13 protein-coding genes are annotated in these 14494 nt (G+C 70.0%); 7 read left to right on the top strand and 6 right to left on the bottom strand.

Features of this window, described 5'->3' with window-relative positions:
- The first annotated feature begins 79 nt into the window (after positions 1-79).
- On the top strand, positions 80-1897 hold the full coding sequence (gene xsc, locus IE209_RS08475; RefSeq protein ID WP_189686526.1) for a sulfoacetaldehyde acetyltransferase: 1818 nt from the start codon (positions 80-82) through the stop codon (positions 1895-1897).
- Between the two features lie 16 nt (positions 1898-1913).
- Complete coding sequence (locus IE209_RS08470) at positions 1914-2849, top strand: bifunctional enoyl-CoA hydratase/phosphate acetyltransferase (protein ID WP_189686525.1); 936 nt, start codon at positions 1914-1916, stop codon at positions 2847-2849.
- Positions 2850-2868: 19 nt separating this feature from the next.
- Here IE209_RS08470 and IE209_RS08465 read toward each other — a convergent pair whose 3' ends face one another.
- The 4 genes from IE209_RS08465 to IE209_RS08450 form a co-directional block, all read right to left on the bottom strand.
- Positions 2869-4182, bottom strand: coding sequence for a TRAP transporter large permease (locus IE209_RS08465; protein ID WP_189686524.1), 1314 nt, complete (start codon positions 4180-4182; stop codon positions 2869-2871).
- A complete protein-coding gene (locus IE209_RS08460; RefSeq protein WP_189686523.1) occupies positions 4179-4736 on the bottom strand; it encodes a TRAP transporter small permease subunit in 558 nt (185 codons plus the stop codon). Before IE209_RS08460 ends, IE209_RS08465 begins: the two co-directional genes overlap by 4 nt.
- Before the next feature lie 54 nt (positions 4737-4790).
- Complete coding sequence (locus IE209_RS08455; protein WP_189686522.1) at positions 4791-5909, bottom strand: TRAP transporter substrate-binding protein; 1119 nt, start codon at positions 5907-5909, stop codon at positions 4791-4793.
- A 69-nt stretch (positions 5910-5978) separates the two neighbouring features.
- A complete protein-coding gene (locus IE209_RS08450; protein WP_189686521.1) occupies positions 5979-7604 on the bottom strand; it encodes a GMC family oxidoreductase in 1626 nt (541 codons plus the stop codon).
- 73 nt (positions 7605-7677) lie between these two features.
- Here IE209_RS08450 and IE209_RS08445 point away from each other — a divergent pair, with 73 nt between their 5' ends.
- The 5 genes from IE209_RS08445 (at position 7678) to IE209_RS08425 (ending at position 12617) form a co-directional block, all read left to right on the top strand.
- Positions 7678-8466, top strand: coding sequence for an IclR family transcriptional regulator (locus tag IE209_RS08445; RefSeq protein ID WP_189686520.1), 789 nt, complete (start codon positions 7678-7680; stop codon positions 8464-8466).
- Between the two features lie 74 nt (positions 8467-8540).
- A complete protein-coding gene (locus tag IE209_RS08440) occupies positions 8541-9560 on the top strand; it encodes an NADPH:quinone oxidoreductase family protein (protein ID WP_189686519.1) in 1020 nt (339 codons plus the stop codon).
- Positions 9561-9773: 213 nt separating this feature from the next.
- The gene (locus IE209_RS08435) at positions 9774-10499 is read left to right on the top strand and encodes an IclR family transcriptional regulator (protein WP_229882753.1); all 726 of its coding nucleotides are present in this window, start codon (positions 9774-9776) and stop codon (positions 10497-10499) included.
- A 108-nt stretch (positions 10500-10607) separates the two neighbouring features.
- The gene (locus IE209_RS08430; RefSeq protein ID WP_189686517.1) at positions 10608-11582 is read left to right on the top strand and encodes a Bug family tripartite tricarboxylate transporter substrate binding protein; all 975 of its coding nucleotides are present in this window, start codon (positions 10608-10610) and stop codon (positions 11580-11582) included.
- A 9-nt stretch (positions 11583-11591) separates the two neighbouring features.
- Positions 11592-12617: an amidohydrolase family protein gene (locus IE209_RS08425; protein WP_145548903.1), complete on the top strand. Its 1026-nt coding sequence runs from the start codon at positions 11592-11594 to the stop codon at positions 12615-12617.
- Positions 12618-12844: 227 nt separating this feature from the next.
- Here IE209_RS08425 and IE209_RS08420 read toward each other — a convergent pair whose 3' ends face one another.
- Positions 12845-13624, bottom strand: a complete 780-nt coding sequence (locus IE209_RS08420; protein WP_189686516.1) for a molybdopterin-binding protein — start codon at positions 13622-13624, stop codon at positions 12845-12847.
- Entirely contained in the window at positions 13624-14487 is an 864-nt protein-coding gene (locus IE209_RS08415; RefSeq protein WP_189686515.1) for a cytochrome b/b6 domain-containing protein, read from the bottom strand. Before IE209_RS08415 ends, IE209_RS08420 begins: the two co-directional genes overlap by 1 nt.
- Positions 14488-14494 lie beyond the last annotated feature (7 nt).

Here is a 14494-nt window from a genome sequence, read left to right as displayed (position 1 = left end):
CGAAATTTGTTGACGTTTTTCGGCGGTGCTTTCAGAATCCGCGGGCGATTCGACCCACCCGCTTTTACCGGAGACTCCCATGAGCCAGACCACCACCGACGGCCGCAGCGTCGTTGCCGGCGTGCAGAAGATGACGCCTTCCGAAGCCTTCGTCGAAACCATGGTCGCCAACGGCGTGCGCCACATCTTCGGCATCATGGGCTCGGCCTTCATGGACGCGATGGACATCTTCGCGCCGGCCGGCATCACGCTGATCCCGGTGGTGCACGAGCAGGGCGCGGCCCACATGGCCGACGGCTACGCCCGCGCCAGCGGCCGGCACGGCGTGGTGATCGGCCAGAACGGCCCGGGCATCAGCAACTGCGTGACGGCCATCGCCGCGGCCTACTGGGCGCACAGCCCGGTCGTCATGATCACGCCCGAAACCGGCACCATGGGCATGGGCCTGGGCGGCTTCCAGGAAGCCAACCAGTTGCCGATGTTCCAGGAGTTCACCAAGTACCAGGGCCATGTGACCAACCCCAAGCGCATGGCCGAGTTCACCGCGCGCTGCTTCGACCGGGCGATGAGCGAGATGGCGCCCACGCAGCTGAACATCCCGCGCGACTACTTCTACGGCGAGATCCAGTGCGAGATCCCCAAGCCCATGCGCGTGGAGCGCGGTGCGGGCGGCGAGATGAGCATGGCGGCCGCGGCCGAGCTTCTGGCCAAGGCCAGGTTCCCCGTGATCCTGGCCGGCGGCGGCGTGGTGCTGGGCGATGCGGTCGAGGAGACCAAGGCCTTGGCCGAGCGCCTGGGCGCCCCCGTCTGCAACGGCTACCTGCGCAACGACAGCTTCCCCGCCAGCCACCCGCTGTGGGCCGGCCCGCTGGGCTACCAGGGCAGCAAGGCCGCCATGAAGCTGATCAGCCAGGCCGACGTGGTCATCGCGCTGGGCTCGCGCATGGGGCCCTTCGGCACCCTGCCCCAGCACGGCATGGACTACTGGCCCAAGGACGCCAAGATCATCCAGGTGGAGGCCGACCACACCAACCTGGGCCTGGTCAAGAAGATCCACGTGGGCATCCACGGCGACGCCAAGGCCGTGGCCAAGGCGCTGCTCGCGCGCATCGGCGGCCAGACCCTGGCCTGCGACGCCACCAAGGGCGAGCGCGCCCAGAAGATCGCCGCCGAGAAGGCCGCCTGGGAGAAGGAGTTGACCGAGTGGACGCAGGAGCGCGACGCCTTCAGCCAGGACATGATCGAAGAGGCCAAGGGCGAGAAGACCTTCAACGGCGGCCAGTACCTGAGCCCGCGCCAGGTGCTGCGCGAGCTGGAGAAGGCCATGCCGCCGCGCGTGATGGTGTCCACCGACATCGGCAACATCAACGCGGTGTCCAACAGCTACCTGCGCTTCGAGGAGCCGCGCAGCTTCTTCGCGCCCATGAGTTTCGGCAACTGCGGCTACTCGCTGCCCACCATGATCGGCGCCAAGCTGGCCTGCCCGGACCGCCCGGCCATCGCCTACGCGGGCGACGGCGCCTGGGCCATGAGCATGACCGAGATCATGACGGCCGTGCGCCACGGCATCCCGGTCACGGCCGTGGTGTTCCACAACCGGCAATGGGGCGCGGAGAAGAAGAACCAGGTGGACTTCTACAACCGCCGCTTCGTCGCCGGCGAGCTGGAGAGCCCGAGCTTCGCGGGCATCGCGCAGAGCATGGGCGCAGAAGGCATCGTGGTCGACGATCTGGCCCAGGTGGGCGCCGCGCTCAGAAAGGCGATCGATCTGCAGATGAACGAGAAGAAGACCTGCGTCATCGAGATCATGTGCACGCGCGAACTGGGCGACCCGTTCCGCCGCGATGCGCTGAGCAAGCCGGTCCGCTTCCTGGACAAGTACAAGGACTACGTCTGACGCCGGGAGGGGACGCGTGCAGCCCCTTCCCGACCTCCAGGCCCATCCGCGCCTGGCCGCGCTGATCGCGCGGGCCCGTGCCGGCGCCGCCGCGCGGTTGCCGCGCATCGGTCTGGTCTACCCCTGCGATGCGCTGGCGCTGGATGCGGCCCGGCGCATCGCGGCCAGCGGCATCGGCCAGCCCGTGCTGGTCGGCCCCCGCGCCGCCATCGCCCAGGCTGCAGAGGCAACCGACGTGGACTTGGCCGGCATGGCCCTGGTCGACACCGCCGACAGCGGCCCCGCCGCCGCGCTGGAAGCCACCCGGCTGGCGCGCAACGGCCAGGTCGATGTGCTCATGAAGGGCTCGCTGCACACCGACGAGCTGATGTCCGCCGTGGTCCACAAGGAGAACGGGCTGCGCGGCGAGCGCCGCATCAGCCATGTGTTCCTGTTCGACCTGCCGCACTACCCCAAGCTCTTGGCGATGGCCGACTGCGTGGTCAACATCGCGCCGGACCTGCGCACCAAGCAGGACATCCTGGGCAATGCCATCGCGCTGCTGCAAAAGCTGGGCAACCCCCGGCCCAAGGTCGGCATCGTGGCCGCGGTGGAGACCGTCACGGCGGCCATTCCGGCCACGCTGGACGCGCAGGCGCTGGTGGCGCAGGCCCAGGCCGGCGCCTGGCCAGGCGCCGTCGTGGAAGGCCCGTTCGGCTTCGACAACGTGATCTCGGCCGAAGCCGCGCGCATCAAGAAGATCGCAGGCCAGGTGCCGGGCGACGCCGACCTGCTGCTGCTGCCCGACCTCAACGCGGGCAACATGCTCTACAAGAGCTTCGTCTACCTGGGCGGCGGCGACTGCGCCGGCCTGGTGCTCGGCGCGCGCGTGCCGGTGGTGGTGACTTCGCGCGCGGACTCGGCCGGCGCGCGCATCGCCTCGGTGGCGCTGGCGGTGCTGGCGGCGGGCTGACGGGGCGCCTCGACTCTTCTCAGCCCGCCACGCGCGGCAACCAGGTGGCCAGCGCCGGGAACAGCATCAGGATGATCACCGCCAGCACCTGCAGCCCCATGAACTGCAGCATGCCGGCATAGATCTGCGTGAGCTCCCACTGTGGCACCACCCCTTTGAGGAAGTAGGCCGACAGCGCCACCGGCGGCGACAGCCAGGCCGTCTGCAGCGTGACGGCCACCAGCGTGCAGAACCACAGCAGGTCGATACCGGCGGCCTGCACGATGGGCAGCACCACGGGCACCACGATCAGCACGATGGGCACCCATTCCAGCGGCCAGCCCAGCACGAAGATCAGGCCCAGGATCAGGCCCAGCATCAGCATGGGCGGCAGCGACAGGCCCAGCAGCCACTCGGCCATGAACTCCGGGCTGCCCAGGCGGGCGAACACGGCGCCGAACAGGTTGCTGGCCACGACCAGCAACAGGATCATGCAGGAGACCTCCAGCGTCTGCAGCATGGACTTTCGGATCTGCGGCCAGCGCATGCGGCCCGATCCCACGGTCAGCAAGAAGGTGGCGGCGCAGCCCACGGCCCCGGCATCCGTGGGCGTGGCGATGCCCAACAGGATCACGCCCAGCGTGGCCATGATGACGACGATGACGGGCAGCACGCCCAGCACCAGGTCCTTGACCACCGGCCCCAGCGCGGTCGGCCGCAGCTCGGGCGGCAGCGCCGGGCCCAGCGCCGGATTGAGCCAGCAGCGCAGCAGGCACCAGACCAGGAACAGCGTGGACAGCAGCAGGCCCGGCAGCACCGCGGCGGCGAACAGGTCCGTGGCCGGCACGCCGACCACGGGGCCCATCACGATCAGCATCACGCTGGGCGGGATCAGGATGCCCAGCGTGCCGCCGGCGGTGATGGCGCCGGCGCTGAGCTTGGGGTCGTAGCCGCTCTTGATCATGGACGGCCCGGCCATCACGCCCAGCAGCGTGACCGAGGAACCGACGATGCCGGTGGCGGCCGCGAAGATCGTCGCCGTGACGATGACCGCGATGTACAGCGAGCCGCGCACGCCGGCCAGCAACTGCTGGATGCCGCGGAACAGCCGCTCCATGAGCCCGGACTGCTCGAGCAGAAAGCCCATGAACAGGAAGAAGGGGATGGAGGCCAGCACGGTGTCGCGCATGACCGAGAAGGTCTGCAGGATGGCCAGGTCGAACACCACCGGGCCGAGCGCGATGTAGCCCGTGGCCAGCGACAGCGCGCCGAGCGTGAACGAAATCGGAAAGCCGATGAAGATCGCGCCGAACAGGACCAGCAGCGCAACGATGCCGAGGACTTCGTCGCTCATACGGCGATCTCGGGCGGCGCGTCCTGGCCCGGCCAGGCCCCGCTGCGCAGCGTGTGCAGGCACTTGAGGCATTCGCTGATGCCCTGCAGCGCCAGCAGCGCGCCCGCCACCGGCAGCGCCAGCTTGAACGGCCAGGTGATGGGCTGCCAGGAGCTGCTGACGAAGGTTTCGTGGGTGACGAAGGCCTTCCAGAAGTAGCCCCAGCCCACGAACAGCAGCACGCCCACGAAGGGGAAGAACATCAGCAGGTAGCCGGCCAGGTCCACGGCTGCCTGGCGCCGCGGCGGCCAGTTCGCGTAGAAGCTGTCGGTGCGCACATGGCCCTTGCGCTGCAGCGTGTAGGCCGCGCCCAGCATGAAGAAGCTGCCGTACAGCATGAAGGTCATGTCGTAGGCCCATTGGGTGGGCGCGTTGAACCAGTAGCGCGCCACGACCTCGTAGCTCAGCGCGAGCACCAGCGGCACGATCATCCAGGCCACGAGGTGGCCCGAGACGATGGCGACGCGGTCGAGCGCGCGCGCGGCGCGCAGCAGTCCCGTCTCCGTGGCTTGCATCCGTTCCTCCGTCCGGATGCCGCGGAGCCGCCCGGCGGCCCTGCGGCACGCCGTTCACTTGTAGGGCGAATCGATGCCCAGGTTGTAGTACAGGCCGACGATCTTGTTCCAGTACGGCACGACCAGCTTGGCGAACTGCCGCTGCGACTCCAGCACCTCCTTGAAGAAGGGATTCTTGCCGGCCTCGCGGTCGTACACCAGGTTGGTGGCCTTGATGAAGGCCGGGAAGATGTCCTTGGGCGTGTCGTGCACCTGGACCTTGAACTCGCCCTGGATCTTCTGCAGCGCCTGCGCGTTGCGCTGCACGTTGTAGCTGTAGGTCTCGGTCATGCAGGCCAGCGCCGCGGTCTCGACGATGGCCTTGTGCTCGGGCGCAAGCTTGTCCCACACGCGCTTGTTGATGAGCACCTCGCCCACGTCGGTGGACTGGTGCAGGCCTTGCAGGTAGTAGTGCTTGAACACCGTGTGAAAGCCCAGTGCCAGGTCGTCCGCCGGGCCGATCCACTCGGCCGCGTCGATCACGCCGCGCTGCGCCGCCGGCACGATCTCGCCGCCCGGCATGGCCACGGCGTTGATGCCCATCTCCTTGAAGATCTCACCGACCAGGCCCGGAGGCGCGCGGTACTTGAGCTTGCGCATGTCCTCCAGCGAGGCGATGGGCGTCTTGAACCAGCCCAGCGGGTCCGGCCCCATGGGCTGCACCATGAGCGGCTCGATGTTGAGCTTGAGCACCTCGGCGTAAAAGCGCTTGTACAGCGTCATGCCGCCGCCCTGCAGCAGCCAGGCCACGTGCGAGATCTGGTCCATGCCGGTGCCGGCACCGGCCGCCGGGTTGGAGAACAGGCCGGCCGCCGTGTTCTTGCCCGACCAGTAGTGCGTCCACGAGTAGCCACCGTCCACCACGCCCTTGTCCACCGCGTCCAGCATCTCGAAGGCATTGACCACCGCGCCGTCGGGCAGCATCTCCATCTTGATCTTGCCGCCGGACATCTTGTCGCAGCGCTCGCCCATCTTCTTCATGAGGTCGAAGTAGATGCTGGAGGTGGGCACCGCCGTCTGGATCTTCATGCGCACCGTGCTCTGCGCGCGGGCCACCGCGGGTGCCGCGAGGCCGGCCGCCGCCAGGGCCGAGGCCGCGCCGCCGAGGGCGCCGCGCCGTGTCAGTTTCGCCATGGTTGTCTCCTTCTCGTCGCTCGTTGAAGAACCGCGCGCCGTCCGCTGGCGGGCGCGCTCCGCCATCCGTCAGGGCCGCCTGCGCGCGTCCTCCCGGATCATGTCCACGGCCTTCTCGGCCATCATCACCGCCGGCGCATGGGTGTTGCCCGAGACCAGCGTGGGCATGGCCGAGCAGTCCACCACACGCAGCGCCTCGGTGCCGCGCACGCGCAGCCGCGGGTCCAGCACCGCGCCTGCGTCCACGCCCATGCGGCAGGTGCCGCTGGGGTGGAAGATGGTCGCGCCGTGGTCGCGGCAGAAGGCCAGCAGCGCCGCCTCGTCCGCGGCGTCCGGCCCGGGCTTGACCTCGCGCCGCACGTAAGGCCGCATCGAGGGCGCGGCCGCGATCGCGCGGGCCGCCTGCATGCCGGCCACGGCCGTGCGCCGGTCCAGCGCGGTGGCGAGGTAGTTGGGCTGCATCGAGGGCGGCTCGAACGGGTCGGCCGAACGGATGCGCACGCGCCCGCGCGACTCGGGCCGCAGCTGGCACACCGACAACGTGAATCCCGAGAACGGATGCACCTTGCCGCCGGCCATGTCGGCCGACAGCGTGGCCACGTGGAACTGGATGTCGGGCGTGGTCGCCACGGGCAGGCCGTCGGGTCCGCGCAGCGCGCGCATGAAGCAGCCGCCCTGGTTGATGCCCACGGCCAGCGGCCCGCTGCGCGCCAGCAGCCACTGCAGGCCGAGCCGGGCCTGGCCCCACACACTGCGCAACTGGTCGTTGGTGGTGATGGGCTTCGTGCACTCGTAGATCAGGCGGATCTGCAGGTGGTCCTGCAGGTTCTCGCCCACGCCGGGCGCGTCGTGCACGAGCGGGATGCCGTGCTCGGCCAGCAGCGCGGCCGGGCCGATGCCCGAGAGCTGCAGCAGCTGGGGCGACTGCAGCGCACCGGCGGCCAGCAGCACCTCGCCACGGCACTTCGCCGCGCGCAGCACGCCGTTCTGCCGCCAGCGCACGCCCACGGCGCGCTTGCCTTCCATCAACACGCCGGCCGCGAAAGCGCCGGTCTCCACGCGCAGGTTGGGCCGCCCGCGCGCGGGCTTGAGGTAGGCCTTGGCCGCGCTGACGCGCAGGCCGCGGTGCGTGGTCAGCTGGTAGTAGCCCGCGCCCTCCTGGCGCGCGCCGTTGAAATCGTCGGTGCGGGGCACGCCGATCTCGCCGGCCCCGGCGATGAAAGCCTCGATGAGCGGGTGCCGCGCGCCGATGTCCGACACGCGCAGCGGCCCGGCATCGCCGTGCAGCGGGATCGCGCCACGCTGGTTGCACTCGGACTTCACGAAGTAGGGCAGCACCTCCTCGTAGCTCCAGCCGGTGTTGCCCAGCGCGGCCCAGTGGTCGTAATCCTCCTGCTGGCCGCGGATGTAGATCAGCCCGTTGATGGAGCTGCTGCCCCCCAGCGTCTTGCCGCGTGGCCAGTAGATGCGCCGGCCATTCATGTTCGGGTCCGGGTCGGTGTGGTAGCACCAGTTCACCGCGGGACTCCACATGGTCTTGCCGTAGCCGATCGGCAGGTGGATCCAGGGCGAGCGGTCGGGCGGGCCGGCCTCCAGCAGCAGCACACGCGTGCCCGGGTCCTCGGACAGCCGCGCCGCCAGCACGCAGCCAGCGGAGCCGGCACCCACGACAATGTGATCGAACACCTCGGACATTGGATTTCCGGAACGTCTTCTTCCGAAATGGACTGGCGGCGATTATTCTTGGAATGAAACGTTCCGTTTCTTCATGATTACCCTGAGCAAGCCCGTGCCAGCGCCCATCCCCTCGTCCGCGCCCGATTCCTCCGCAGCCCGCAGCCTGCGCCTGTTGGCAACGGTGGCCAAGGCCGGCCATGCGCTCACGCTGGCCGAGCTGGCCGAGCGGCTGGAGTTGCCCAAGCCCACGGTGCACCGGCTGTGCGGCCAGCTGCAGGACAGCGGCTTTCTGGCGCGCGACGTGGACGAGCGCAGCTTCGTGGTCGGTCCGGCGCTGGGCCAGCTGGCCTTCGACACGCTGAACCACGGCGCCGCGCGCGGACTGCGCCACGAGGTGCTGGCACGGCTCGTCGAAGAGGTCGGCGAAACCTGCAACTTCACCACGCTGGACGGCGTGCGCGTGCTCTACCTGGACCGCGTGGAGGCGCACTGGCCGCTGCGGCTCACGCTGGAGGTCGGCTCGCACGTGCCGCTGCACGCCACGGCCAGCGGCAAGCTGTTCCTGGCCCTGATGCCGGCGGCCGAGCGCGATGCGCTGATCGGCCAGCTGGTGCTGGAGCGGCTCACGCCCGAGACGCTGACCGACGCGCAGGCGCTGCGCGCCGAGTGCGCGCAGATCGCGGCGCAAGGCCATGCCGACGACCGCGGCGAGTTCATTGCCGGGCTGATCGCCGTGGCCGTGCCGGTGCTGGATGGCCAGGGGCGGCCGAGGGCCGCGATCGCGGTGCATGCGCCCACGGCGCGCATGTCGCTGGCGCAGGCGCGCGAGAAGCTGCCGTTCCTGCATGCGGCGGCGGCGCGGATGCGCAGCTTGCTGTAACCCAGGCGACGGGGCGGCGCTTTCGTCGCAATGGACGACGCACCGCCCTGCCCCCGGGCACTAAGCTCCGGCGCATGTCGACCTACCTCGCCCTCGTTTGCAACCGGCTCTCCGACGACCTGTCGGGCCTGCAGTTGCGCGCCATGGCACGCCGTGCGCTGGCGCCGTCCGAGGTGCGGGTGCGCATCCACGGCGCAGGCCTGAACTTCCCCGACCTGCTCATGGCCCGTGGCGGCTACCAGTTCAAGCCGGAGCTGCCCTTCGTGCCGGGCATGGAGGGCAGCGGCACGGTCCTCGAATGCGGTGCGCAGGTGTCGGTCTGGCGGCCTGGCGACGAGGTCTGCTTCAACGAGAAGACGGGCGCCCTGGCGCAGGAGATCGTGCTGCCCGCCACGGCGCTGCGGCGACGACCGGAACAGCTGAACCTGGACGAGGCCGCCTGCCACCACGTGGCCGGCCTGACGGCCGTGGTCGCGCTGGAGGTGATCGGCAAGCTGCGGCCGTCCGAACGCCTGCTGGTGCACGGGGCGAGGGGCGGTGTGGGCCATGCCTGCGCGCGGCTCGGCCAGCATCTCGGGGCCGAGGTGATCGCCACCGCGACGGATCCGCAGCAGATCGCGGCACTGGCGGCGCTGGGCATCCGCACGCTCAGTGCCAGGCCCGGCTTTCGGGACGCGGTCCTGCAGCACACCGACGGGCGCGGCGTCGACGTGGTCGTCGATCCGGTCGGCGGCGACGTGTTCGACGAATCCCTGCGGGCCGTGGCCTGGGGCGGCCGGCTGCTGGTGCTGGGATTCGCCAGCGGCCGCATCGCGACGCTGGCCACCAACCGGGCGCTGATCAAGGGCCTGGCCGTCTTCGGCGTGCGCGCCGGCGAATACCTGCGCCGCCATCCGCAGCAGCGCGCCGAAGTGTTCGCGCGCGTGGAAGCCCTGGCCAACCAGGGCGTGCTGCGGCCGCTGATCGGCCGCACCTACGCGCTGGGCGAAGCGGTGCAGGCGCTGCAGGCGTTGGAAGGCCGCGGGGTGGCCGGGAAGATTCTGGTGCGCACGGCCGACGCCTCGGCGGCGCCAGCGGCGGGCGGCCGGCTCTGACCGCGTGGCACTCCGTGCGTCGGCACACCGGGCCGGTTGCGCCGCCCCGGCGTGGTCGACGGCCCCACCGCGGGGATATCCTTGGCCGCATGACAGGGTTGCAGAAGCGGCGCTGCAGCGGTGGCGCTGCCCCCTCCAGGATGGTGGCCTCGGACCGTCCCCTCGGCAATGGCGTCGCGCCATCGCGGCGCACCATCCGGTGAGCGCCGCCCGATGACGGATCTCTCCGGCCAGATCGCTTCGGTCTCCCGGGCTCTGGCGGTGCTCAAGGCCTTCTCGGGCGACGAAAGCTTCGTCGCACTGGCCGAGCTGGCACGCCGCACGGGCATGCACAAACCCACGGTGCTGCGGCTCGCGCGCACCCTCGCTGCGGAGGGCTTCCTCGTGTACCGCAACGATGGTGCCTGGCGGCTCGGCCCCAGCGCCGGCTCGCTCGGCGCGCGTTACCAGGCCCAGTTCGACGTCGACGCCATCATTGAACCGGAGCTCATGGCCCTGTCAGCCGCAACGGGCGAGAGCGCCTCCTTCTACGTCTACGAGGCCGACATCCGCAGCTGCCTGCTGCGCTTCGAAGGGCCCCGCGGCATCCGCCGCCACGTACGCTCCGGCGAAGTGCTGCCGTTGGACAGGGGCTCGGCTGGCCACGTGATCCTGGCTGCGCTCGGCAGAGCAGGCCCAGCCTACGACGAGATCCGGCGCAAAGGCTTCAGCGTGACGCGCGGTGAACGCAGTGCCGGCGCCGCCAGCATCTCGGCGGCCGTGCACGGTGCCAACCGCGCGGTGCTGGGCTCGCTCTGCGTGTCCGGGCCCGTCGAACGGCTCACCAAGGCGCAGCTGCGTGCCCACGCACCGGCCCTGCTGCAGGCCGCGGCGCAGATCTCCTGGAAGCTGGGCGGCGTGTCCGTGGCAGCGTTGCGTTCGCGCTGGCATCCGGAATGAGGAGGGTACGCGCGTTACGCCTGCCGTAACGGTGTTGGCGCGCACGGCACGGCTTCCTACCATCGCCGCCACGGCCCCATGTTGCGGGCCCGGATCCCGGAGACATCCATGCCCACCAAGCGCGCCCTGCTCTGCGCCGCCCTTTGCGCCGGCCTCGCCACCTCTCTCACTCTGGCCCAGCCGGCCTCCTATCCCAACAAGACCATCCGCGTCATCGTGCCGTTCGCCGCGGGCGGTCCGGCCGACGTCGTCGCCCGCGAGATGGCGCAGGCGCTGGGCCAGGAGCTCGGCCAGGGCGTGGTGGTCGAGAACATGGGTGGCGGGGCCGGCGTGCCGGCCACCAACACGGTGGCGCGGTCGCCGGCCGACGGCCACACGCTGCTGTTCGCGGCATCGGGCAACGTCGTCATCCAGCCGCTGCTGAGCAGCAAGCGCGTGGACATCCTGACCCAGCTGTCGCCCGTGGCGATGGTGACCACCAGCCCGCATGTGCTGGTCGTGTCGAGCAAGCTGCCGGTGAAGACGGTCAAGGAGTTCACCGACTACGCCAAGGCGAACCCTGGCAGCGTGAACTTCGCATCGGCCGGCGTGGGCGGCCTGGCCCATCTCGCCTCCGAACTGTTCATGCGGGCCGCCGGCATCGAGGCCCGCCACATCGCCTACAAGGGCTCGTCGCAGGCCATGACGGACCTGGCGTCGGGCCAGGTCCAGGCCATGTTCAGCAGCCTGCCTTCGATGAAGGGCATGGTCGACAAGGGCCTGCTGCGCGTGATCGGGGTCAGCGCCGCCTCGCCCTCGCCAGCGTACAAGGACATCCCGCTGATCAAGCAGGCCGGCGTGCCCGGCTTCGAGTACCAGACCTGGTACGGCATCTACGGCCCGGCCGGCCTGCCGACGGCTGTGACCACCCGGTTGGGCAGTGCGCTGGCCAAGCTGGCGGCGAACAAGGATTTCGAGAATCGCTTGCGCGAGCAGGGCGTGGACCTGCACCTGAGTTCGCCGCAGGAACTGGCGGACCGCACGCGCAAGGAAAGCGCCGAATGGGACAAGGTGATCCGTGCGGCCAACATCCAGCTGAACTGACGGCAGCCCATGATCATCGACTGCCACGGCCACTACACGACCGCGCCCAAGGCCCTGGGTGACTACCGTCAGCGCCAGAAAGCCCGCCTGGCCGAGCCCGGCGCACCGGCGCTGGCGCCGGACGTGCGCATCAGCGACGACGAGATCCGCGACAGCCTGGAGCCCAACCAGCTGGCGACGCAGCGCGGGCGCGGCGTGGACATGACCGTGCTCTCGCCCATGGCCAGCGCCATGGCGCACCACGTGGGCAACGAAGAGACGAGCCGGCACTGGACCCAGGCCTGCAACGACCTGGTGCACCGCGTGACGCAGCTCTACCCGCGCGCCTTCGCGGGTGTCTGCCAGCTGCCGCAGTCGCCGCGCACGGGACTCTCGGCCAGCGTCGCGGAACTGGAACGCTGCGTCACCGAGCTGGGCTTCGTCGGCTGCAACATCAACCCCGACCCCACCGACGGCATGTGGACCGACCCGCCGATGACCGACCGGCACTGGTACCCGCTGTACGAGAAGATGGTGGAACTCGACGTGCCCGGCATGGTGCACGTGAGCTGCTCGTGCAACCCGAACTTCCACCACACCGGCGCCCACTACCTGAACGCCGATACGGCCGTGTTCATGCAGCTCGTGCTATCGGACGTGTTCAAGGACTTCCCGGGACTGCGCCTGGTGATCCCGCACGGCGGTGGTGCCGTGCCTTACCACTGGGGCCGCTACCGGGGGCTGGCGCAGCAACTGGGCCGCCCGCCCATGGAGGAGCTGCTGCGCAACGTGTTCTTCGACACCTGCGTCTACCACCAACCCGGCGTCGATCTGCTGCTGGAGGTGGTTCCGGTGGAAAACGTGCTGTTCGCCTCGGAGATCCACGGTGCCGTCAAAGGGGTGGACCCCCGGACCGGGTTCCACTACGACGACACCCGCCGCTACGTGGACGCCGTGCAGGGCCTGGGGCCGCGCGATCTGCACAGCGTGTTCGAAGGCAATGCGCGGCGCGTCTATCCGCGGCTGGACGCGTTGCTGAGGTCTCAGGGGCGCTGAGGAACATCAGAGCGCCGTGAAGCGCATCGCCCACTGGGCCATGCCTGCGCGCGACTCGGCCAGCATCTGGGGGCCGAGGTGATCGCTACCGCGACGGATCCGCAGCAGATCGCGGCGCTGGCGGCGCTGGGCATCCGCACGCTCGGTGCCAGGCCGGAGGGCGGATGGAAGGGCGGCGCGACACACGCCAGCAGCCACGCGTCGGCGGTCGCTACCAGCGGTGTGGCTCAGATGCCCGCGTACCACTCGTAGCCCCGGTCCTCCCAGAATCCGCCCTTGCCACCCCACAGGCCGCTGTACGCATCGACGACCTCGATGCGCATCAGGTACTTCGCCTGCTTGTAGCCGAGCTGCCGCTCCACCCGCAGCCGCAGCGGCGCCCCGTGGGCCACCGGCAGGTCCTTGCCGTTCATGCCGTAGGCCAGGATGGTCTGCGGGTGGTAGGCGTCGACGAGGTCGATGCTCTCGTAGTAACGGCCGCTGCCGTCCAGCGTGCGCTCCAGCTCGTCCGCGCAGTGGAAGACGACATAGCGCGCGCCCGGCCTCACGCCTGCAGCGTCGAGCACGAGGCCGAGCGGCACGCCCTGCCATTGGCCGATGGCGCTCCAGCCCTCGACACAGTCGTGTCGGGTGATCTGCGTGCGGGACGCGAAACGCCGCAGATCGGCCAGGGACAGGCGCTGCGGGCGCTGCACCAGGCCGTCCACCTGCAAGCGCCAGTCCGCGAAGCCATGCTCCAGCAGACGCGCGTAGGCGTCGGAGTCCGGCATCTGCGTGCCGTTGGCACGGAACACCGGCGAGAGGTCGGCTTCGCTGAATTCCTGCGCCAGGGCCTGCCGGCCGAACAGCAGGCGCTGGCCACGCAAGGTCAGCTTCTCCGTCTGCCGCAGCACACCGTCCACCTGCGCGTTCTGGGCGAGGCCATCGCAGCCCGCGAGTGCCATGGTGCCCACACCGGCGGTCAGACCCATCAGCAGGCGGCGGCGAGAGAATTGGGTTGGCTTCATCATGGCTTGTCTCCATCGACCGTGATCGCGTAGCGGCCGCTGAGCATGGACCGCAGGTTGTTCCAGAACCCCGAGGCGACAACCATCGCCACGTGCACGGCGACGAACAGCACGAGCAGCGAGGCGCTGATGAAATGCAGGCTGCGCGCGGAGGCCCGGCCGCCGAACAGGTCGGCCAGGAACGGGAAGGCTGCGTCGAGGCCGGGCGACATCGTGAGTCCGGTGAGCACCATCATGGGCAGCAGCCCGAAGACCACCCCGAGGTAGCTGAGCTTTTGCAGCGCGTTGTAGCGCCGCGCGGCCTCGCCCCGGGCAAAGCGCAGGCGCGCGTGGTCGCGGATCTCCTGCCACAGGTGGCCCGGCGCCAGTTGGTCGCGGCTGGGCAGCAGATCGCGCCGAAAGTGCCGCTGCCAGAACCCGTGCAGCAGATAGACCAGCCCGTTGACCACCAGCAGCCAGGCGAAGAAGAAGTGCCAGCGCCGGCCAGCCCCCAGGTCGTGGTAGGACGGCACCGTGAGCCAGGCCGGGAAGGCCCGCGCGGTCGCCGCGCCGTTCTCGTCGGAGACGCCGAGCACGCCCGTGGTCTCGATGCGCAGCGGGCCGATCTCGAGGAAGCCCCGCGCGGCACCGCCCTGCGGCTCGGCACCGATGGCGATCCACGCGGCGTCCGCATCGGCACCGGACCGGCCCCAGTACAGCCGCGGGTGCGCGTTGAAGATCTGCAGGCCGCTCATCAGCAGCAGAGACAGGCACACCATGTTGAGCCAGTGGGTGATGCGCACGGTCAGCGCATGCCGCCGGATGAGCTGGCGCCGCGCCGGCCGCGTGTGCGCCGCGGTGGTGGATTGGGGTGGAAGATGCATGGCACTC

The sequence above is a fragment of the Pseudorhodoferax aquiterrae genome (assembly GCF_014652235.1).
In the GTDB taxonomy this organism is placed as follows: Bacteria; Pseudomonadota; Gammaproteobacteria; order Burkholderiales; family Burkholderiaceae_C; genus Pseudorhodoferax; species Pseudorhodoferax aquiterrae.
Note: the sequence above shows the minus strand (reverse complement) of the source record. Positions and strands in the feature narration are given on the sequence as shown.